Annotated in this window: 16 protein-coding genes; 2 read left to right on the top strand and 14 right to left on the bottom strand. The window is 66.6% G+C overall.

All coding sequences use genetic code 11. The features are described 5' to 3' along the window. Positions 1-79: 79 nt before the first annotated feature. Positions 80-1,111 (bottom strand): TRAP transporter substrate-binding protein DctP, encoded by a 1,032-nt coding sequence (gene dctP, locus RIdsm_RS06120; protein WP_057814516.1) that lies wholly within the window; start codon positions 1,109-1,111, stop codon positions 80-82. 267 nt (positions 1,112-1,378) lie between these two features. Here dctP and RIdsm_RS06115 point away from each other — a divergent pair, with 267 nt between their 5' ends. Further along, entirely contained in the window at positions 1,379-2,302 is a 924-nt protein-coding gene (locus RIdsm_RS06115; protein ID WP_057814513.1) for a LysR family transcriptional regulator, read from the top strand. A gap of 36 nt (positions 2,303-2,338) precedes the next feature. On the opposite strand, the gene RIdsm_RS06110 is transcribed toward RIdsm_RS06115, so the two are convergent. The 7 genes from RIdsm_RS06110 to RIdsm_RS06080 form a co-directional block, all read right to left on the bottom strand. After that, positions 2,339-3,445, bottom strand: coding sequence for a mandelate racemase/muconate lactonizing enzyme family protein (locus RIdsm_RS06110; protein WP_057814511.1), 1,107 nt, complete (start codon positions 3,443-3,445; stop codon positions 2,339-2,341). Positions 3,446-3,492: 47 nt separating this feature from the next. After that, entirely contained in the window at positions 3,493-4,800 is a 1,308-nt protein-coding gene (locus tag RIdsm_RS06105) for a TRAP transporter large permease (RefSeq protein WP_057814508.1), read from the bottom strand. Beyond that, on the bottom strand, positions 4,791-5,372 hold the full coding sequence (locus RIdsm_RS06100; protein WP_057814506.1) for a TRAP transporter small permease: 582 nt from the start codon (positions 5,370-5,372) through the stop codon (positions 4,791-4,793). The genes RIdsm_RS06105 and RIdsm_RS06100 overlap by 10 nt, the downstream gene beginning before the upstream one ends. Before the next feature lie 374 nt (positions 5,373-5,746). Further along, positions 5,747-6,433: a hypothetical protein gene (locus tag RIdsm_RS06095; RefSeq protein WP_057814504.1), complete on the bottom strand. Its 687-nt coding sequence runs from the start codon at positions 6,431-6,433 to the stop codon at positions 5,747-5,749. A gap of 72 nt (positions 6,434-6,505) precedes the next feature. Beyond that, positions 6,506-7,933, bottom strand: a complete 1,428-nt coding sequence (locus tag RIdsm_RS06090; RefSeq protein WP_057815081.1) for an aldehyde dehydrogenase family protein — start codon at positions 7,931-7,933, stop codon at positions 6,506-6,508. A gap of 11 nt (positions 7,934-7,944) precedes the next feature. Next, a complete protein-coding gene (locus RIdsm_RS06085) occupies positions 7,945-9,129 on the bottom strand; it encodes an acyl-CoA dehydrogenase family protein (protein WP_057814502.1) in 1,185 nt (394 codons plus the stop codon). A 14-nt stretch (positions 9,130-9,143) separates the two neighbouring features. Beyond that, positions 9,144-11,228, bottom strand: a complete 2,085-nt coding sequence (locus RIdsm_RS06080) for an acetate--CoA ligase family protein (protein ID WP_057814500.1) — start codon at positions 11,226-11,228, stop codon at positions 9,144-9,146. Positions 11,229-11,450: 222 nt separating this feature from the next. Between RIdsm_RS06080 and RIdsm_RS06075 the strand changes: the two genes are divergently transcribed. Beyond that, entirely contained in the window at positions 11,451-12,377 is a 927-nt protein-coding gene (locus RIdsm_RS06075) for a LysR substrate-binding domain-containing protein (protein WP_057814499.1), read from the top strand. Here the strand turns inward: RIdsm_RS06075 and RIdsm_RS06070 are convergent. From RIdsm_RS06070 to RIdsm_RS06045, 6 genes are all read right to left on the bottom strand, one after another. Continuing rightward, a complete protein-coding gene (locus RIdsm_RS06070) occupies positions 12,374-14,008 on the bottom strand; it encodes an amidohydrolase (RefSeq protein WP_160325820.1) in 1,635 nt (544 codons plus the stop codon). The genes RIdsm_RS06075 and RIdsm_RS06070 overlap by 4 nt on opposite strands. Then, complete coding sequence (locus RIdsm_RS06065) at positions 14,001-14,816, bottom strand: ABC transporter permease (protein WP_057814496.1); 816 nt, start codon at positions 14,814-14,816, stop codon at positions 14,001-14,003. Before RIdsm_RS06065 ends, RIdsm_RS06070 begins: the two co-directional genes overlap by 8 nt. Continuing rightward, the gene (locus tag RIdsm_RS06060; protein ID WP_057814494.1) at positions 14,816-15,724 is read right to left on the bottom strand and encodes an ABC transporter permease; all 909 of its coding nucleotides are present in this window, start codon (positions 15,722-15,724) and stop codon (positions 14,816-14,818) included. Before RIdsm_RS06060 ends, RIdsm_RS06065 begins: the two co-directional genes overlap by 1 nt. Next, positions 15,721-16,773, bottom strand: coding sequence for an ABC transporter ATP-binding protein (locus RIdsm_RS06055; RefSeq protein WP_057814492.1), 1,053 nt, complete (start codon positions 16,771-16,773; stop codon positions 15,721-15,723). The genes RIdsm_RS06060 and RIdsm_RS06055 overlap by 4 nt, the downstream gene beginning before the upstream one ends. A 76-nt stretch (positions 16,774-16,849) precedes the next feature. Then, positions 16,850-17,875, bottom strand: coding sequence for an ABC transporter substrate-binding protein (locus RIdsm_RS06050; protein ID WP_074940191.1), 1,026 nt, complete (start codon positions 17,873-17,875; stop codon positions 16,850-16,852). A 611-nt stretch (positions 17,876-18,486) separates the two neighbouring features. Then, positions 18,487-19,881 carry an aminotransferase gene (locus RIdsm_RS06045; protein WP_057814488.1) on the bottom strand — a complete coding sequence of 465 codons (1,395 nt, stop codon included), beginning with the start codon at positions 19,879-19,881 and terminating at the stop codon, positions 18,487-18,489. Positions 19,882-20,000 lie beyond the last annotated feature (119 nt).

Genomic DNA, 20,000 nt, shown 5'->3' with positions numbered 1-20,000 from the left:
ATCCGGTCGTATCCTGTCGTGATGAACCGGGCGCCCGTGTTTCGGGGCGGCCCGGTTCGGTTTCGCAAGGGCGCGCGGCTTACATCAGGCCGGCTTTTTCGCGCATCATGTCCATCAGGTCCTTGCCGATGACGTCATCCATGACGGGCCAGACCTGTTCGCGGGCGAGCTTGGCGATCCTGGCCAGCTGTTCTTCGGTCGGGACGATGACCTCGATGCCGTCTTCGGCCATCAGATCCATGTATTTCTGATCCTCGCCGCGGGCCATGTCGAGGCTGGCCATGCCGTGGGTCATGACCGCGTCGCGGACGATTTGCCGGTCGGCTTCGGAGAGTTCCTGGAAGGACTCGGAGTTGGCGAAGACGAAGGAGTTCTGGAAGTGGGTGTTGTACTGCACCCAGCACTCGGTGACGTCGCGGTGGGTTGTCCAGGTGTTGTAAGGCTGGCCGCCGACCTGGGCGTCGACGAGGCCGGTCTGCAGGGCGAGGTAGAGCTCGCCCCAGGGCACCGGGGTGGGCTCGAAGCCGAGGGCCGCGACCATGTTCTGCCAGGCCTGGTTGCCCGGCGGGAAGCGCATTTTCAGGCCGCTGTTGGCCTCGGTGTCGAAGACATCCTCGGGGCATTCGCGGAAGCCGCCGCCGCCGAAGCCCTGGGCCACCACGCCCAGCGCGGTCATGTCGTTCTCGGCCATCATCTCGCTCATGAGGTCGAAGAGGTAGGCGTCTTCGCCGAAATAGGCCTCTTCCACCTCGGCGAAGTTCATCACCGAATAGGGCAGCACCCGGATCTGAAGGCGGGGGTCGTAGGAAGGTGAGACGGGTTGGGTGGCGAAATCGACGACGCCGCGCACGACCTGTTCGTTGACCTCGGTCCAGTCGCCGAGCTGGCCGGAGGGGAAGAGCTTGAAGGCGACGCGGCCTTCGGTCTTTTCCTCGATTTCCGCGATCATCGCCTTTGTGGCCTGGTCGACGATGGAGTCGACCGGGGACATGTGCGACCACTTGAACGTGTGCTCCTGGGCGTGGGCGAGGCCCGCCCCCGCGATGACGCCCGCCGCCACGGCCACCGATGCGAGTGCGCGGGTGGCGCCTTTCAATGCTGAAACCGTCATACCAACCTCCTTGGCTATCCTTGTGCGTTCACAGCCAGCGGCGCCAGGTTGCGGATGGGCGCGCGGGCTTCTCAGGTGGCACTATCGGGCAAGGGCATACAGAAATCCAAATTGATAATTTCGCTAAATTCATAAATCAGCTTTATGATATCCGGGCGACCGGCCTCGACCAGCGGTCAGACGGGGCCATGGCCGGGCCCGCCAGAGGTTAACATCCGGTTAATCTTTCTATTTCGCCGAAAACAGAATTCCTGCTTATATGTAAAGATGCGCACGAATCTGTCCATCCGCCAGCTTCAGACCTTTGCCGAGGTGATGCGCGTCGGCTCGATCTCGGAGGCCGCGCGCAGCCTGGGGCGGACGCAGCCCGCTGTCAGCTCGACCATATCGGGGCTGGAGCGGGAAATCGGCTTTGCCCTGTTCGAGCGGGAGAAGAAGCGGCTGGTGCCGAAGCCGGAGGCGCATTACTTCCTAGAGGAAGCCGAGGCCGTTCTCAAAAGGCTGACCAAGGCGGGCCGGACCATTCAGCAGGTGGCCAACCTGGAGAAGGGCACGCTGCGCATTGCGTGCAACCCGACCGCATCCTCCTATTTCATGCCCCATGCGCTGGCCGAGTTCCTAGCAGACAAGCCAAACGTTAAGGTTTCGCTGATGATGCGGTCGTCGGCGGTGGTGACCGACTGGATCGCGTCGCAGCAATACGACATCGGCGTGGGGGAATCCTCGGAAGAGCGCAGCACGATCAATGCGAGGCGGTTCGCGCTGCCTTGCCTGTGCGCCATTCCCGAGACCAGCGACCTGGCGGACAAGCCGGTGATCACGTCGCGCGACCTGGCGAACCGGCCGCTGGCACTGATCCATCAGAAGAACGTGCTGGGCCCCAAGGTGCGCCGGGCCTTCGAGGAAGCGGATGTGCCGCTGACCCACCGCTTCGAGTTCGAGTCGGTCCTGCCGGCGCTGAGGCTGGTGTCGGAGGGGATGTGTTACCTGATCTGCGACAGCTTTTCGGCACTGAGCCACCAGCGCGGGTACAAGGAATACAGCGGGATCGTGTTCCGGCCGTTCGAGCCGGCCATTCATCTCGAGCTGTCGCTGATGTCGCCGGCGCACCGGCCGATGTCGAAGCTGGCCGAGGAACTGGTGGACCTGCTGGCGCGCAAGCTGGAGGCGTATGCGTCGTACAAGGGCTAGGCGCCATCCCCCCGGGCGGGGGGATGGCAGGCCGGGTCAGGCGGCGTATTTCGAGAGTTTCGCCTCGTCGAGCTCGATGCCCAGCCCCGGGCGGTCGGTCACGCGGATGGTGGGCCCGTCGATGGCGAGGCTGCCGGGCGTGAGGATGTCGTCTTGCAGGCGCTGGGTGGACATGAGCGCGGCGGTGTATGGCACCACGTTGGGGGTGGAGGCCGCGAATTGCAGGCTGGCAGCGACGCTGCCGCCGGTTTCGATCATGCTGTTGATGAAGATCGGGATGTTGGCGGCCTCGGTGATGGCGGCGATCTTCTTGGCCTTGAGCAGGCCTTCGCTTTTCTGAAGCTTGACGCTGACCACGTCGACCGCGCCGGATTTCACCAGTGCCATGGCATCGTAGGTCGAGCACAGGCTTTCATCGGCCGAGATCAGGGCGCCGGTGGCCTCGCGCACCTTGACCATGCCGTCGAGATCCCATCGGGGCACGGGCTGTTCGACCCAGGCGACGTTGTAGGGCTCCATCCGGCGGATGCACTGGATGGCCACCTGCGGCGACCAGCCCTGGTTGGCATCGGGGATGAGCACGCATTTGTCGCCAATGGTCTTGCGCACGGCGGCGACGCGCTCGACCTCGATGTCGGGTTCGTTGTGGCCGACCTTGATCATGACCGAACGGTAGCCGCGCTTCATGGCGTCCTGCGCTTCGCGGACATTGGTTTCCGCGTCGCCGCCCATGAGGGGCCAGAGCAGCGGGAATTCATCGCGCACGAGGCCGCCCATGAGCTGGTAGGCGGGCACGTCGAAATGCTTGCCGAGCAGGTCGTAGAGGGCGATGCCGATGGCGGCCTTGGCGAAGGAGTTGGCCTTGATCGCCGCATCCATGCGCTGATGGACCCTTTCCAGTTCGAGCGGGTTCATGCCGTGGATGGCGGGGGCCAGGAAATCGCGGATCGTGCTGATGACGGATTGGGGCGACTCTTCCGAGAAGAGCGGCGAGGGGGAGGTATCGCCGATGCCGTACAGCCCGGTGTCGGTGTGAAGCCGGATCACGATGGAGTTGGCGGCGGTCAGGGTGCCGGAGGAGACGAAGTAGGGCGTGATCGTGGGGATGCTGACCGGGAAGATTTCGATCTCGGTGATTTTCAACTTGGGCCTCATTCTTGTGTTGGAAGCGAACGGGTTGGGTGGAGGGTTCAGCGCACGACGCCGAGGAGTTGCGGCAGGGCCAGCGAGAGCGGCGGCCAGAAGGTCACCAGCAGGATCACGGGGATCGAGCCGAAGAGGATCAGGATCATCGAGGTGCCGATCATCTTGTCGATCGTGACCCTTCCGACGCGGGCGCCGACGTACATGATGCCGGCCATGGGCGGGGTCATCATGCCCATGCCGAGATTGGTGCCGATGATCGCGGCGAACTGGATCGGGTGGACGCCCAGTTGCAGGACCACGGGGAAGAGCAGCGGGGTGACGAGGAGGATGGCGCTGAGCTCGTCCATCACCATGCCGGTGATGATGAGCAGGAGGTTGATGAGCAGCAGCAGGACGAGCGGGTCGGAGGAGAGGGAGAGCAGCACGTCGCTGACCTGGTTGGGCACCTGCTCCATCGTGTAGAGGCGGCCGAGGAGGGCGGCGAAGAAGGTCATCACGATCATCGTGCCGGTGCTGGCCACGGAGGCGCGCAGGGCGATGACCATCTGCTTTAGGCTCATGTCGCGGTAGACGACGAGGCTGAGGAAGATGACGTAGAAGACGGCGACGGCGGCGGCCTCTGTGGGGGTCATGATGCCGCCGTAGATGCCGCCGAGGATGACGACGGGCAGCATGATCGCCCCGATGGCGGGTTTCGTGCGGTCGCGCAGGTCGGTGGCGATGCCCTTGAAGGACATGGGCTTGGGCGAGACGACGCCGGGCATGCGGCGTACCATGATGACGTTGAGGAGGCTGAAGAGCGTGGCCAGAACGATGGCCGGGCCGACGGTGGCGAGGAAGCAGGCGGCGACGGACTGGCCGGTGACGAAGGCGAACATGATCATCGCGAGGCTGGGCGGGATCATGGTGGCGAGCACGGCAGCCGAGCTGATGAGGGCCGCCGAGTAGCCGCGGGGGTAGCCCTGTTTTTCCATCTGCGGGATCATCGTGGTGCCGATGGCGATGACCGAGGAGGCCGCCGCGCCGGAGATGGCGCCGAAGACGCAGGAGACGACGATGGCGACGATGCCGAGCCCGCCGCGGACGCGGCCGAAGACGGCGTCGGCGAGGTTTATCAGGCGGCTGGCGACGGAGCCCGCGGTGACGAGGTAGCCCACCGCGATGAAGAAGGGGAGCGTCAGCAGGGTGACGGAGTTGAAGGCGGCGAAGCCGGCCGGGAGCAGGAAATCGGGGTCGTAATCCTTGGTGACGGCGACGAAGACGGTGGCGCCGAGGAAGCCCAGCGCGATGGGGACGCCCGAGAAGATCAGCAGCGTGAAGATCAGGAGCGAGGCGAGGATGATCATATCCATGTGTCGGCCTCGGGGCGGTCGGTCAGGAGGTCGGTGCGGGTGTCGTCGCCCGACAGGAGTGCGCGCAGGCACTGGAGCGTCTCGACGAAGAAATAGAAGGTCATCAGGACGATCCCGTAGAAGATCGCGGACTGGAAGAAGACGATGTCGTAGGTGCTGCCCAGGAAGGTGGAGGAGGATTGCTCGTGCCGGGTGAGGCCCCATTCGAGATAGCGCCATCCCCAGGGGACGATATAGGCCAGGAGGCCGAAGGAAATCAGGTTCGTCAGGAATTTGAGCGCCAGCATCTGGCGGGGCGAGCGGAAGACCAGGTGGGTCAGCTCTGCGGTGATGTGGACGCGGGTGTAGGTGCCGTAGGCGGCGCCGGAGAAGTAGAGCCAGAGGGCGGAATAGGCCGCGAGTTCCTGCACGCCGATGATCGAGGAGGAGAAGATGTAGCGCATCACCACCTCGATCATGATGGCGGTGGTGGTGAAGACGATGGCGGCGAGCATGATCAGGCGCTGCAGCCTGAGAAGGCCGTTCCAGAGGACGTGGCCCGCCTTTGCCCAACCTGCACCCGCGCTGTTCATTCGGTGTCTCCTGTACTGTCGGCGACGTGATCGCCCGGTATCGGCCCGGCTTTCCGGGGCCGTTTCGCCGTGGCGGGATATTGCATGGGCGCGGATCATAAATTCAAATTAAAAAAATCTGTCTGAATATCGATTTGGGTTATGATTTTGACCGCCGGGCCTGTCTGTTGACGGGGGTTCGGCGAGGGGTGCGGGCGGAGTCCCGGGATCGGGGCCCGAATCGGGGTCAAATGGCTGGTTAACAACGGAAAAGCCGGGTCGGTATCGCGTCGGTATTACGTCGGTATTACGTCGGTATTTTTGTCCGATGTCGCGGGGTTAACGCGGCGCGCGGCCAGGGCGCGGGCGGCGCAACGGCGTTCGGTGGCGCGGGGTCAGCCGCCGGGGCGCGCCTCGGCGGCGGTGGCGGTGTGGGCGATGGTGTAGGTCAGGATTTCGGCCGGGGGCTCTGCCCGCGTCGCCTGGAGCGCCTCGGGCGGCAGGAGGGCACGGACGGCCTGATCGAGGGCCGCGGCATCATAGGCGGTGGCGATCAGCAGCGCGGGCAAGGGCCGGTCGGTGCCGCGCAGGGCCTGTTCGCGGGTCATGGGCGGGGGCGGTGCGGGCCGGAGCAGGTGCGCGCCCGCCATGCCGCGGCGCGCGGCGAGGCCGGGCAGCACGTCATCGCGCAGCCGGTCGAACAGCGCCCCGCCCTGCCCCGCTTCGGGCGCGAAGCGGACGACGGCGGCGACATGGCCAAGGCCCAGCCCCGCGCCCGCGACGACGTGGCAGAAGCCCCGCACCATGCCGCGGAAGCGCGGCATCATGGATTTCGTCCAGTCGGAGGGGTCGTTCAGGCGGTCGAGATAGGCGCCGGAGGTGGCGACATCGACGCTGTCGACCTCGTAGGTCACCATGAATTCGGGGCCCGGGCCCGCCGCAACCCAGCGCGTGGCGCGAAGGAAGCCGGGCACCGAGAGACGTTCGCGAAAATGCTCGTGGCTGTGCCATGCGTCGTGATCGCGGCTGTCGCCCTCGATGTCGTAGAAGAGAACCATCAGCGCGTCGCTGCAAAGGCTCATGGTGTATCCTTCCGCCTGCCATCTGCCTGCCGGGGCCAGGTGCCCCGGCGGCCAGTATGCCAGCAAGAGCGGTCAGATGGCGAGCACCTTCACCTCGGTGAAATCCTCGATGCCGAGCGCGCCGCCCTCGCGGCCGAGGCCGGATTGCTTGAAGCCGCCGAAAGGGCTGCCCGCGCCGAAATAGGCGCCGTTGACGTTGCAGGTGCCGGCCCGCATGGCGCGGGCCACGCGCATGGCCCGGTCGGGGTCGCCCGTGGAGAGGTAGGAGGCCAGGCCGTAGGGCGTGTCGTTGGCCAGGGCGATCGCCTCGGCCTCGGTGTCGAAGGGCAGGATGACGAGGACCGGGCCGAAGATCTCTTCCCGGGCGATGCGCATGTCGGGGGTGACGTCGGCGAAGATGGTGGGGCGGACGAAATAGCCGCGCTGGCAGGTTTCGGGCTTGCCCGGGCCGCCGGTGACCAGCCGCGCGCCTTCGGCGATGCCGACCGAGATCAGCTCCTGCACGCGGGTGAATTGCAGGTCGCTGACCAGCGGGCCGATATGGGGGCCGGGCTGTTCGGGGTCTCCGACCGTGGCCTCTGACCCCGCTTTCGCGGCCAGGGCGACGACACGGTCATAGGCGGAGCGCTCGACCAGCATGCGGGTCGGTGCGTCGCAGGATTGGCCGGTGTTCTGGAAGCAGGTTTTCACACCGCTGGCAACGGCGGTTTCGAGGTCGGCGTCGGCGAAGATGATGTTGGCCGACTTGCCGCCCAGTTCGAGCGTCACGCGCTTGACGGTTTCGGCGCCGCCGCGCAGCACCGCCTTGCCGGCCCGTGTCGAGCCGGTGAAGGAGATCATGTCGATATCCGGGTGCGCGGCCATGGCCGCCCCGATCTCGGGGCCGGTGCCGTTGACGAGGTTGAAGACGCCGGGCGGCACGCCCGCCTCTTCCAGCACCTCGGCGTAGAGCAGGCCGGAAAGCGGTGTCAACTCGCTGGGTTTGAGCACCATGGTGCAGCCCGCCGCCAGCGCCGGGGCGACCTTGAGCGCGATCTGGTTGATCGGCCAGTTCCACGGCGTGATGAGCCCGCAGACGCCGACAGGGTCGCGCAGCATCAGGTCTCCATTGGGCAGGCGGGTCTCGAAGGGGAATGCTTCGAGCGCCTCGATCACCGCGCGGAGGTGGCCCACGCCGGCGGGCGCCTGTGCGTCTTCGGAGAGGGAGCGGGGCGCGCCGAGTTCGGCGGTGATGGCGGCGGCGAAATCGCCGATCCGGCGGGTATAGATGTCGAGCACCGACCGGAGCAGGTCGAGGCGGGTCTGGCGGCTGGTTTCGGACCAGTCGGGGAAGGCTGCGCGGGCCGCCGCGACGGCGCGGTCGAGGTCGCGGGTGTCGCCCAGGGCGACCTCGGCGATCACCTCTTCGGTGGCGGGGTTGATGACGCGCTGTACCGCCCGGCCGAGCGGCGGGTGCCAGGCCCCGCCGGTGAAGATGTCGCCTGTGTGCGGGCTATGCATAGGGGCCGCCATCAGGCCACGTCGCTGTAAAGCGACATGCCCATCTTGCGCAGGCGGCCGCCGACGACGTTGCGCTGGATCTCGGAGGTGCCTTCCCAGATGCGGTCGACCCGGATGTCGCGGTAGAGGCGTTCGACGGGGTTTTCGCGCATGTAACCGCGCCCGCCGAGGATCTGCAGCGCCTTGTCGACGACACGGCCCGCCACCTCGGAGCTGTGCAGCTTGAGGGCGCTGGCGTGGGAGTGGATCAACGAGCGGTCGGCGCCGCTGTCGATCTCGGCGGCGACGCGGAAGAGCATGGACTTGGCGGCGTAAAGCTCGACCGCCATGTCGGCGAGCATGAACTCGATCGCCTGGAAATCGCGAATGGCGCGGCCGAACTGGCGGCGCTCGGTGGCGTAGGCGTTGGCGATTTCGGCGGCGCGGGTGGCGGCGCCCAGCGCGTGCGAGGCAATCTGGAGACGGGCCTCGACGAACCAGTCCTTGGTCAGCTCGAAGCCCTGCCCCACCTCGCCCAGCATCTTGTCGGCGGGCACGGGGGTGTCGTTGAAGACCAGCTCGGCGTGGTCGTAGGCGAAGTTGTGCATAAACTTGGGCGAGCGGCTGTGCGTCGTGTTGGGGGGCGCGGTGTAGTAATCGGGCTTGTCGACGAGGAACAGCGTGGGCTTGTCTGGGTCGCCGTCGACATGGGCGTGAACGATGATGAAATCGCTGGCGTTGTAGGAGGTGACGAACCACTTCTCGCCATTGAGCCGCCAGTGCCCGTCGCGGAAATCGGCGCGGGTCTGGACCTGTCGCGGGTCGGAGCCGGCGCCGGGCTCGGTGATGGCGAAGCAGCCGCGGCGTTCGCCGCCGGCGGAGGGGATGAGATACTCCTCGATCTGCCGGTCGGTGCCGAATTTCAGGCTGACGGGCGCGCGCCAGACGGCGGACCAGAGGCCGTTGGTCACCCGGCCGAGCTGTTCCTCGATCAGGGTCTGTTCGACCATGGACAGGCCCATGCCGCCGTGATCCTTGTCGAGGTTGATGCCGGCGAGGCCCCAGTCGCGCACCTTCTGGCGCAGGGGGGCGCGTTCGGCGTCGGGGAGTTCGCCGTGCTCGTCGGTGACGACTTCGAGGGGTTCGAGGACCTGCTCGAAGAAGTCGCGGCCGCGTTTCGAGAGGGCGCGTTCGTGGTCGGTGAAGGTGAAATCCATCGTCTGTCCTTCGGTTATGTGCTGGGGGTCCGGGGCGTCAGCAGGGCATCGACGGCGCAGCATCCGCCGGGGCCTGCCAGCACCGGGTTCACATCCATCTCGGCGATCAGGTCGCCGAGATCGGCGGCGAGGCGGGAGAGGCGCGCGAGGGCGTCGGCCACGGCATCGAGATCGGCCGGGGGGCGGCCGCGGGCGCCGGTGAGCATGGCGGCCAGGCGCAGGCGGTCGATCATGCGGCGGGCGGCGGCGGGGCCGAAGGGCGGCAGGGCGACGGTGCGATCCTTGAGGAGTTCGATCCAGATCCCGCCGGTGGCCAGCATGACGAGGGGGCCGAAGCTGTCATCGTGGAGGATGCCGAAGGCCAGTTCGGCGCCTTTCGGGGCCATCTCGGCCACGATCGCCTGAGGCCCGAGCCGGGCGGAGAGGTCGGCATAGGCGGCGCGGACCTCGTCGGTGGTGTGCAGGCCGACGATGACGCCGTTCACGTCGCTTTTATGGGCCACGCCGGGGGCGGCTGTCTTGAGGACGAGCGGCAGGCCGGCGGTTGCGACGGCCGCGTCGATGTCGGCCGGGCCGGAGATGCGGGCGAGCCGGGGGGTGGGGATGCCGTAGTCGGCCAGGAGCGAGAGGGCTTCGGCCTCGTCGAGGGGGGCCGGTTTCGTGAGGCGGAGGCGCCACTTGGCGGCGATGCCGGGGGCGACATGCGGGAGGGGGTCGGCGGTTGCCGCGTGGCGGCGGGCGTCGCGCCAGTCGAAGAGCGCACGGATGGCGCTGAGGCCCTCGTCGGTGCCTTCGATGACGGGCAGGCCCGCCGCGATGGCGTCGCTGGCCATCACCGCGTGGTTCACGCCGGAAAAGTTGCTGACCACGACGCCCGGCTTGCCGCTGGCGGCGGAGGCGTTGGCGAGGGCCGCGACGCAGGTTCCCGAGGTCCACGAGCCGTCGCGGATATCGACGAAGAGGCCGAGCACGCCGACATCGGGGTCGGTGATGAGGGCGTTCATCATGTTGTTGATTTTCGGTTCGAAATCCTGCCCCGAGCCCCAGGCGTCGAGCGGGTTTTCCGGGTGCAGGCCGGCGTCGAGGTTTTCGCTGAGGCGGGCTTTCGTGTGTTCCGAGAGGACGGCGTAGGGCACGTTGAGGTCTTCGGCGCGGTCGACGACCATCTCGCGTTCGCCGCCGGAATCGTGGACGCCGGAAAGCCGCCCGTCGGGCAGCGCAAGCGGGTCGACATGGGAGAAAAGCTGCAGGCAGGCGGCGAAGTCGTCGAGCGTGTGGGTCTCGATGACGTTATGGGCGCGGAAGACGGCCTCGTAGGCGGCGGCGTTGCCGGCGATGGCGCCGCTGTGGCTGGCGGCGAATTGGGCCGCCACCTCGCTGCGGCCGACCTTGAGGATGACGACGGGGATGCCACGGGCCTCGGCCCGGTCGAGCGCGTCGCGGAAGCGGTCGGGGTCGCGGGCGGTTTCCTGGAAGAGGCCGATGACGCCGGTCTCGGGCCGGTCGAGCGCCCAGTGCAGGTAATCTTCGCTGCGGGTGGCGATTTCGCGGCCCGTGGAGACGGCCAGCGAGAAGCCCAGACGGTCGTGATTGTAGGTCAGGGCGCTGAAGGCGGAGCCCGATTGCGCGATCAGGGCGATATTACCAGGCCTTAGAGCGACGCGGGGCGCGTAGGCCATCACGTTGAGCCCGAAGGACGGGTTGACGAGCCCCATGCTGTTGGGCCCGCAAAGCGCCATTCCGGCCTCGCGCGCCATGGCGGTGAGGCGGGCCAGTACGCCGTCACCGGTGGCGTCGGTGCCGTCGCAGCCGGCGAAGATCACCGCGGCGGGAATGCCCCGGGCGATGGCATCGGCCAGCGCGGCCTCGGTGCGCGCCTCGCCCAGGGCGATGACGGCGAGGTCGACGGGGGCCGGCAGCGCGGCGAGATCGGGATGGCAGGGAAGGCCCGAAATCTCGGTTTCCCTTGGGTTTATCGGGAAAATTCCGCCGCCATAACCGCCGCCCAGGGCCTGTTCCACCATGACCCGTCCCGGCGAGCCCGGCCGGTTCGATGCGCCGACGAGGGCGATGCCCGAGGGACGCAGGAGCGCATCCATGCCCGAGCCACGGGCCGGGTCGGCCCGGGTCGGTGCGAGGGCTTGGGGGTGGGAGCGAGGGCGTGAGTGCATGGGTGACCAGGGATCGCTTGGGCGGACGGGCGCGGTGTTTCTGGTCGGAAAGGTATTTAAATCGCGCGCCTCGCACCATGCCGCGATTTCTCACTACTTCATTACTTGAGGTTATGATAACCTGGTGCGAGTCACCGAGGATGCCTGCCGATGACCCTGCGTTCGAGATTGCCGTCGACCGGCGCGTTGTTCGTGTTCGAGAGCGCCGCGCGGAAGCTGAGCTTTTCCGAGGCGAGCCGGGAGTTCAACGTCACCCAGCCGGCCGTCAGCAAGACCATCCGGCAGCTCGAGGATGACCTGGGCGTGCGGTTGTTCGAGCGGCGCTCGGGCGGGGTGACGCTGACGCGTGCCGGGCAGATCCTGGCGGATGCGGTCGAGGGCGGGTTCCGCCGGATCGAGGATGCGTTTCTGGAGATCGAGCGGCTGAAATCCGACCCGGACACGGTGACGCTGTCGGTCACGTCGGCCTTTGCGATGCACTGGTTCATGCCGCGGATGGACCTGTTTCGCAGCACCTTCGCCGATATCCCCATCCGGTTCCAGATCCTGCATGACGAGGCGGTCGGGCCGCTGGACGGCGCGAACCTTGGGGTGCGGCGGACCGAGGAGGCCGATCACGGGTTCGAGGCGTGGTTTCTGCAACAGGAGCGGATCGTGCCGGTGGCGAGCCCCGCCTATGTGGCGGCGCATGGCACCCTCGATGGCGAGACCCTCGCCGGGCACACGCTGGGGCATCTCAACCAGCAGCTTCGCGTGCCGTGGGCCAAGTACCTTTCCGAAATGGGGTTTCCGCCGCCGGGCGGGGCGGCCGAGATCCGGTTCTCGGATTACGCGCTGCTGATGCAGGCGGTGATCAAGGGGCAGTGCATCGGGCTGGGGTGGCGGTATATCGTCGAGCACGAGCTGGAACAGGGCGGGCTGGTGACGCTGTGCGACCGGGATTACCTGACCGGGCTCGACTATCACGTGGTGGCCGCGGCGGACAGCCCGATGCGGGAGACCACTGCGCAGGTGCGTGACTGGCTCATTGCAGAGCTGCGCAGTGGCGAGGCGCCGGCCCGGGAGCAGGCCGGCTAACCGTTGAACCGCTCGGAGCGGTGAACCTCGGTGCCCGCGAAGAGGGTCAGCAGCACCTCGGTCGCGCCGATCTCGTAGGTGTCGCAGGTCAGGATATCGCGGTCGATGACGATGAGGTCGGCGGCGGTGTGGCGGGAGAGCCTGCCGGTTTCGGGCCGCCACGCCGCGGCGGCGGCGTTGACGGTATAGCCTTTCAGCGCATCCTCGCGGGTGAGGCGATGTTCGGGGTGGAAGGGCGGATCGTCGGGCTGGCCGACCTTCTGGCGGGTCATCGCCACTTCCATGATTTCGAACGGGTTGAGGCTGGAGACGCCCCAATCGCTGCTGAGCGTGGTGGTGGCGCCGGCGTCGATCAGGGCGCCGAACGGGTAGATGTCGGCCGAGCGGTCGGCGCCGGTCATCGGCACCGCGACCTTGGTGACGGTGGGAGCGTTGCGGGCCCAGAGGCATTGCATGTTGGCGACGGCGCCCAGCTCGGCGAAGCGCCCGATATCGGCGGGGTGGACGCATTCGACATGGGTGAGCTGATGCAGCGAGGGCCATGCGCCGTTGGCCCGGAGCGCCGCCTCGACCCCGTCGAGCCCGGCGCGGGCCGCGTAATCGCCGATCACGTGCATGTGGATCTGGAAGCGCAGCGCGTCGAAGGCGACGCAGAGTGCGTTGAGGTGATCGGGGTCGAACATCAGGGGGTAGTTGCCGCCGGCGGCGTCCTGGTAGCCGTCGATCATGGCGGCGGTGCGGTTCTCGAACACGCCGTCGAGGAAGAACTTGGCGGAATGGAGGTGGAAGAGGCCGCCGGAATAGGTTTCGCGCATGGAGACGAGACCGGCGACGTTGTCCTCGACGCTGAGCTCGGGGAGGACGAGGCCGGCCCCGCCGACCCGGAGCCGGAGGCTGCCGTCGGCGGCCATGCGCTGGTAGACGCGGGCGTGGCGTTCGGTGACGCGGGGGTCGATCACGCCGGTGAGGCCGTTGCGGTGGCACAGCGCCTGGGCCTCGGCGATGCCGTTGACGTAGTCGTCGTCGGTGACCGGGGGCATGCGGTTGTGGGCCCAATCCATCGCGCTTTCGTGCAGCATGCCGGTGGGTTCGCCCGTGGCGTCGCGGGCGAAGAGGCCGTTGTCGGGGTCGGGCGTGTCGCGGGTGAGGCCGAGGGCGGTGCAGCCGGCGGTGTTGAGGCAGGAGGAATGGAGATCGGCCGACAGGATATGGCAGGGCCGGTCGGGCACGGCGCGGTCGAGGTCGGCGCGGCTGAGGTTGGCCTCGGAAAAGGCGCCGGTGTCGTAGGCCACGCCGAGCACCCATTCGCCGTCATGCCCGGCGGCGAAGTCCGACAGCCTGTCGAGCAGGGCGTCATGGGTCACCGCGCCGGTCAGGTCGGCCATGGCGCTGTATTGGTAGCCGCTGTCCTGCAGGTGGATATGGGTGTCCTGCATGCCCGGCAGAACCATGCGCCCGCCGGCGTTGATCACCTGCGTCAGGGGGCCCTTGAGGTCGGTGATGTCGTCATCCCCGCCGATGGCGAGGATCTTTCCGTCGCGGACCGCGAGCGCCGTGGCGCGCGGCAAGAGCGGATCCATCGTGACGATGTCGCCGTTCACGAGGATCGTGTCGGCCATTGCCTTAGTCATCATTGCGTCCTTTCGACATCATTACTGCAAGCAGCAGGATTACGAGGGAGACCCCGATCAGGAACGACGAGACCGCGGCGATGGTCGGGTCGAGCTCGTCTCGGAGGCCGCTGAACATCTTCTTGGTGAGAGTCGTGTTCTCTCCGCCCGAGATAATCGACGAAATCACGACTTCGTCCAGTGAGGTGAAGAAGGCAAAGAGCCCGCCGGACATCACCGCCGGTGCAATTTGAGGCAGCGTGACCGTCATGAAGGCACGCAGCTGAGAGGCGCCGAGGCTGCGCGCGGCGCGTTCGTAGCCGATGTCGAAATTGCTGAGCGCCGACGAGACGGTGACGAAGACGAAGGGGATGGCCAGGCAGGTATGGGCCAGCACGATGCCGGTCATGGTGTGGACAAGGTTGAGCCGGGCATAGAGGTAGAAGAGGCCGATCGCCGTGATGATGACCGGCACGATCAGCGGGCTGATCACCGCCAGCACGAGCAGCCGGGCCGCCGGCAGGCGCGAGCGGGCCAGCCCCCAGGCCGCCGCCACGCCCACAGGCGTGGCGAGCAGCGTGGTATAGACGGCCGCCCGCATCGAGACCCATATCGCCTCGCGCCATTCCGGCGAGGTGATGAAGTTGGTGTACCACCGCAGCGACAGCTCTTTCGGGGGAAAGCGCAGGAAGCGGCTGTCGGAGAAGGAGAGCGGCACCACGATGAAGATCGGGAAGACCAGGTAGATCAGGATCAGCCCGCACAGGACGTAGAGCCACAGCCGTTGCAGGTGGGTGATCTGGGTGTCGGTTGCATTGCCTTGCAGCATCATCCACCTCCGAACATGGTTTCGATGCGGGTCAGCCGACTGAGGCCCCAGAACAGCACCACCGTCATGGCCAGAAGGACCACGCCGAGCGACGAGGCGGCGCCCCAGTCGAAATAGAGGGCGGCGTTCTGCTGGATCTTCATCGACACCATCATCACCTTGCCGCCGCCCAGTAGCGCCGGGGTCACGTAGACGCCGAGGCAGAGGACGAAGACGAGGATTGCCCCGGCGAAGACCCCCGGCAGGGAGAGCGGGAAGAAGACCGTCCAGTAGGCGCGGATCGGCGAGGCGCCGAGGTTCGAGGCCGAGCGCATGTAGGTCATGTCGATGGTGCGCAGGCTGGCGAAGAGCGGCAGGATCATGAAGGGCAGCATGATGTGCAGCATGCCCAGCACCGTGCCGGTGAGGTTGTTGACGAGGGCCAGGGGCCGCTCGATGATGCCGGTGCCGATCAGCGCGTCGTTGATCAGGCCGCGCCGTTGCAGCAGCACCATCCAGGCGTAGGTGCGCACCAGAAGCGATGTCCAGAAGGGCAGCAGCACGCAGATCATCATCAGCCCGGCGATGCGCCTGGGCAGCTGGCTCATCAGGTAGGCCAGCGGGTAGCCAACGAGGATGGCGAGGCCGGTGACGAGCAGGCTGATGCGGAAGGTCTGGCTGAAGATCTCGACATAGGTGGGTGTCCACATGCGTCGGTAATGGGCCAGCGAGAATTGGCCGTCCTCGATCAGCGAGAGCCAGAAGAGCCAGCCGACCGGGCCGAAGACCAGCACGACGATCAGGAAGAGCGCCGGGAAGGTCAGCGCGAAATGGCGGAAGGTTTCGCCGCGGCCGGCGGCGGCAAGCTTGCGCGTGTTGTCCTCGGTGTCGGGGGAGGCAGCCGGGGCCGTGTCGGTTTGTGCGGTCATGCGGCACCGTCCGGAACCAGGACCGTGTCCTCGGCGTGCAGGGCCAGCGCGATGTCGGCGCCACCCTCGCCGATCCGGTCGAGCACGGTGCGCCTTGCGGAGCGGCGCATCACGATCTGTTGGCCGCTGGCCAGGCGGATGCGGATCTGCAGGCTGTCGCCCTGAAAGACCTTCTGCTCGACCGTGCCGGTGAAGCGGTTGTGGGTGGGTTCGAGCTCGGGCTCCCAGAATTCGAGCTTTTCGGGGCGGACCATCAGGTAGCTTGCATCGGGCGCCGCGTGGTCATGGCGCAGCGGCTGACCGGAGAGGGAATAGCCCTCGCCCGTGCGATCGACCGGAAGGAGGGTCGACTCGCCCAGGAATTCGGCCACGAAGCTGTCGGCCGGGCGGTTGTAGAGATCGGTGGGCGTGCCGAGCTGGGCGATCCGGCCGCGGTTGATGACCGCGATCCTGTCGGACATGGTGAGCGCCTCGCGCTGGTCATGGGTGACGTAGACGGTGGTGATGCCCAGCCTGTCGTGCAAGCTGCGGATTTCGAACTGCATCTGCTCGCGCAGGTTCTTGTCGAGCGCCGAAAGCGGTTCGTCCATCAGCAGCACGTCGGGTTCGAAGACGATGGCGCGGGCCAGCGCGATGCGCTGTTTCTGACCGCCGGACAGGTTGCCGATACGCTGGTCGGAGAGGTGGCGCAGCTGCACGAGGTCGAGCGCGTGGGCGACCCGCTCTTCGGTATCGGCGCGTGACATGCGCCGCATCCGGAGGGGATAGGCCACGTTCTCGGCGACGTTCAGATGCGGGAACAGCGAATAGTGCTGGAAGACCATGCCGAAATTGCGCTTGTGCGGCGGAACCGCCGCAAGATCGCGCCCGGCGATCTGGATGTGGCCCCTTGTCGGCCGGGTGAAGCCCGCCAGGGTCATGAGCAGTGTCGTCTTGCCTGATCCGGACGGTCCGAGCAGGGTCATGAACTCCCCTGCCCCGATCGTCAGGTCGATAGAGTCCAGGGCGCGGAAATCTCCGTAGAGCTTCGACAATCCGCTGATGGACATTCCGGTTGAGCCGTTCAATTCCGCCTCCTGTCATTGGGGGATGCCGCCCGGTGAACCCGGGCGGCGGACGCGTCGCTTACTTGAGCATGAAGGCGTCCCAGCGCTCGTCGAGCTCGGTCAGGCGCTCGCCCCAGTAGCTGGGGCTGATGACGGCCAGCACCTTGAGGTGTTCGGGCGCGGAGGGGCTGGTGGCGACCTTGTCCTCGGCGATCTTTCCGGTGTCGAAGGCAAGGGCGTTGGCCGGGCCGTAGTTGATGTATTGCGGCAGGTTGGCCTGGATCTCGGGCGAGATCATCAGGTTGATCGCCTTCATCGCGAGATCCTTGTTGGGTGCGCCCTTGGGAATGGCGACGCAGCTGACCGAGAGGGTGCCCTGATCCCAGGCAATCTCGACCGGGAAGCCCTCTTCCTTCAGGACTTCGATACGGCCGTTCCAGATCGGCAGCATGTCGACCTCGCCATCGGCGAGAAGCTGGATCGACTGGGCGCCGGAATCCCACCAGGCGTCGATATGCGGCTTGATCTCTTCCAGCTTGGCGAAGGCGCGGTCGATGTCGAGCGGGTAGAGCTCATCCTTCGGCACGCCGTCGGCGAGCAGCGCCGCCTCGAGCATGGTGGGCGCCTCGTTGTAGAGGGCGCGGCGGCCGGGGAAGTTCTCGACATCCCAGAAGTCGGTGAAGTTGGTCGGGGCCTTTTCCAGCGCCTCGGGGTTATAGGCGAGGACGGTGGAATAATAGAGGATCGAGACCCAGGTGTCGGACCAGGCGTTCTCGTCGAGCCCTTCGGTGGAGACGACGTTCCAGTCGAGGTCTTCGAAGAGGCCTTCGGCCTGGCCCTGGGCGCATTCGAAGCCGCCGAGATCGACGATGTCCCATGTCACGGCGCCGGAGAGCACCTGGGCGCGGACTTCGTGGACGCCGGTGTAGGTTTCCTCGCGGATGGTGATGCCGAGTTCGTCCTCGATGGGGTCGAGGAAGGCGTCGCGCTCGGCCTGCTGGTAGTTGCCGCCCCACGAGACGTAGGTCAGCGAGTCTTCGGCATGAAGCGGCGCGGCGGACAGGCCCGCCGACGCGGCAATCATGGTTGCTAGAATGCGTTTCATTTTCTTCTCCCTGTCGGTGTGATCGTGTTTCCGGTTTCGGTTCTTGGTCTTTTCGTTTTCGTCCGTGTCATTCGGCCGGCCCGCCCCGGTTCGCGCGCCGTGGTTCGGAGGCCTGTTCAGGGGGTGGTGTCTTGCCCATGCGCGGCCTTCGCGACTGAAAAAAGAGTAGCGATGGAGGGGGCTTCGACGAAGTCACAAATAGTAAGAAGGGCATTACCTGAAGTAATGTTTAGAGAGGCCCTGTGTGGGGGTTGGAACAGGGGGTCGGGGCGATGCAGGGGATCGTGTCTCCGGGTCAGCGGTATGCGATTAATATCTTGTTAAATATTGATTTTTCATGGCCGCACCATTGCGACGCCGCGCAGGACAATGGCACCTGCGCGCGTGCGAGGCGGCAGGTTTTCGGGGTATTTGGCAGGGCTTGAGATGTGGCTGAGTTTATACCCGGGCGCGATCGCGCGGGTATCGGCGCCCCGGGTCGGGCGAGGTCCGGCGGCCTTGCCGGACCGGCTGGCCCGGCAACGGAAGCGCCCGTGACATCGCCGGGAAGGACGCCACGGGCGAGGTAGGATCAGCGGGCGCGGGGCGCCCGGCTGTTTGGGGCTGGCGGCTTAGCCGGCGGCCGCGCCGGCGGGGGCGTTCAGCCCGGCCTCTTCCCCGGCCTGCGTGATCGCCTTGCGCAGGATGCCGACGACGTCGTCGATCTGCGCGCGGGTGATGACCAGCGGCGGAGAGATCACGCAGCGTTCGGCGATCGGGCGGACGATGAGGCCGAGATCGAAGCAGATCTCATCGACGCGGGCGGCGAAGGCGCGGTCCTCTTCCGTGCCATCGGGCTGGCTGGGGTCGAGCAGGCATTGGACGCAACCGACCAGACCGGCAGAGTGAACGGCCCCTGCCCCCGGCAGATCGAGCAGCGATTCCAGCGCCTTACGGAAATACCCCGCCGTGGCGCGGGCGTGATCGACGATGCCCTCGCGCTCCATCAGGTCGATATTGGCGATGGCGGCGGCGCAGGAAACCGGCTGGTTGGAATAGGTGAAGCCGTTGTTGAACCAGCTGCCGTTGGCGTTTTCGCCCGAGATGCGGGCGATGACCGCGTCGGAGATGGCGAAGCCGCCCAGCGGCACGTAGCCCGAGGTGACGCCCTTGGCAAAGGTGATGATGTCGGGGGTGACGTCGAACACCTTTTCCGAGGCGAACCATTCCCCGCAGCGGCCGAAGGCGGTGACCACCTCGTCGGAGATATAGAGGATGTCGTGCTTTTCGCAGACCGCCTTGAACCGGGCGTGGTAGCCCTTGGGCGGGATGATGACGCCGGCGTTGGCCAGAAGCGGCTCGGCAATGAAGGCGGCGACCGTGTCGGCGCCGAGCGCTTCGATCCGGTCTTCGAATTCCTTGACGAGATCGTCGAGGAATTCCGCCTCGGTGCGGCTGCCGGCGTGGCGCGGGTTGGGCGAGGACAGGAACGAGACGCGGTCGGTCTCGATGTCGAAATTGGCCCAACTGCCCTTGCGCCCGGTGACCGAGGCCGCAAGCCCGGTCGAACCGTGGTAGCCGTCGATGCGCGAGATGATGCGCTTTTTCGCGGGGCGGCCGAGGACGTTGTTGTAGAACTCGGTGAAGCGCAGCGCGCTGTCGACGGCGGTGGAGCCGCCCGTGGTGAAGAAGATGCGGTTGAGATCGCCCGGCGTGAGGCTGGCGATCTTTTCGGCCAGCCGCGCCGAGGGGCTGGTGCTCATGTACCAGGGCGAGGCGAAGGAGATGGTCGAGGCCTGGTGCGCGATGGCGTCGACGGCTTCCTTGCGGCCATAGCCGATCTGGGTGCACCACATCCCAGCCGGGCCGTCGATCAGCCTGCGGCCGTCTTCGGCATAGACATAGATGCCTTCCGCCTTCGTGAGGACCGGCATGTCGTCCTTGCCGAGCGACGCCATTTCCTGGGAGGGGCGCACGATGTGCTTCTGCCGCGCCGAGGTGACGCTCGTTTCCTGAATTTCAGCCATGATCTTACCTCCGTTTTTCGTCGCGCAAGGGGATTCGCGCGGATGATCCTGCGGTGTTCGCGTGGCGGCACTGTGTGCATCGGGGGATCTTTGCTGTCAACTTTTTTTGATTGCTTAAT

Origin of the sequence: Roseovarius indicus (assembly GCF_008728195.1) — a bacterium.
Taxonomy (GTDB): Bacteria; Pseudomonadota; Alphaproteobacteria; order Rhodobacterales; family Rhodobacteraceae; genus Roseovarius; species Roseovarius indicus.
This window is presented reverse-complemented; position numbering and strand designations above follow the sequence as displayed.

What these genes read in the sequence shown, in the direction of transcription:
- dctP (WP_057814516.1), bottom strand. Translation starts at nt 1,111, where the DNA reads ATGACGGTTTCAGCATTGAAAGGCGCCACCCGCGCACTCGCATCGGTG.
- RIdsm_RS06115 (WP_057814513.1), top strand. Translation starts at nt 1,379, where the DNA reads ATGCGCACGAATCTGTCCATCCGCCAGCTTCAGACCTTTGCCGAGGTG.
- RIdsm_RS06105 (WP_057814508.1), bottom strand. Translation starts at nt 4,800, where the DNA reads ATGGATATGATCATCCTCGCCTCGCTCCTGATCTTCACGCTGCTGATC.
- RIdsm_RS06100 (WP_057814506.1), bottom strand. Translation starts at nt 5,372, where the DNA reads ATGAACAGCGCGGGTGCAGGTTGGGCAAAGGCGGGCCACGTCCTCTGG.
- RIdsm_RS06095 (WP_057814504.1), bottom strand. Translation starts at nt 6,433, where the DNA reads ATGAGCCTTTGCAGCGACGCGCTGATGGTTCTCTTCTACGACATCGAG.
- RIdsm_RS06090 (WP_057815081.1), bottom strand. Translation starts at nt 7,933, where the DNA reads ATGCATAGCCCGCACACAGGCGACATCTTCACCGGCGGGGCCTGGCAC.
- RIdsm_RS06085 (WP_057814502.1), bottom strand. Translation starts at nt 9,129, where the DNA reads ATGGATTTCACCTTCACCGACCACGAACGCGCCCTCTCGAAACGCGGC.
- RIdsm_RS06080 (WP_057814500.1), bottom strand. Translation starts at nt 11,228, where the DNA reads ATGGATGCGCTCCTGCGTCCCTCGGGCATCGCCCTCGTCGGCGCATCG.
- RIdsm_RS06075 (WP_057814499.1), top strand. Translation starts at nt 11,451, where the DNA reads ATGACCCTGCGTTCGAGATTGCCGTCGACCGGCGCGTTGTTCGTGTTC.
- RIdsm_RS06070 (WP_160325820.1), bottom strand. Translation starts at nt 14,008, where the DNA reads ATGACTAAGGCAATGGCCGACACGATCCTCGTGAACGGCGACATCGTC.
- RIdsm_RS06065 (WP_057814496.1), bottom strand. Translation starts at nt 14,816, where the DNA reads ATGCTGCAAGGCAATGCAACCGACACCCAGATCACCCACCTGCAACGG.
- RIdsm_RS06060 (WP_057814494.1), bottom strand. Translation starts at nt 15,724, where the DNA reads ATGACCGCACAAACCGACACGGCCCCGGCTGCCTCCCCCGACACCGAG.
- RIdsm_RS06055 (WP_057814492.1), bottom strand. Translation starts at nt 16,773, where the DNA reads ATGTCCATCAGCGGATTGTCGAAGCTCTACGGAGATTTCCGCGCCCTG.
- RIdsm_RS06050 (WP_074940191.1), bottom strand. Translation starts at nt 17,875, where the DNA reads ATGAAACGCATTCTAGCAACCATGATTGCCGCGTCGGCGGGCCTGTCC.
- RIdsm_RS06045 (WP_057814488.1), bottom strand. Translation starts at nt 19,881, where the DNA reads ATGGCTGAAATTCAGGAAACGAGCGTCACCTCGGCGCGGCAGAAGCAC.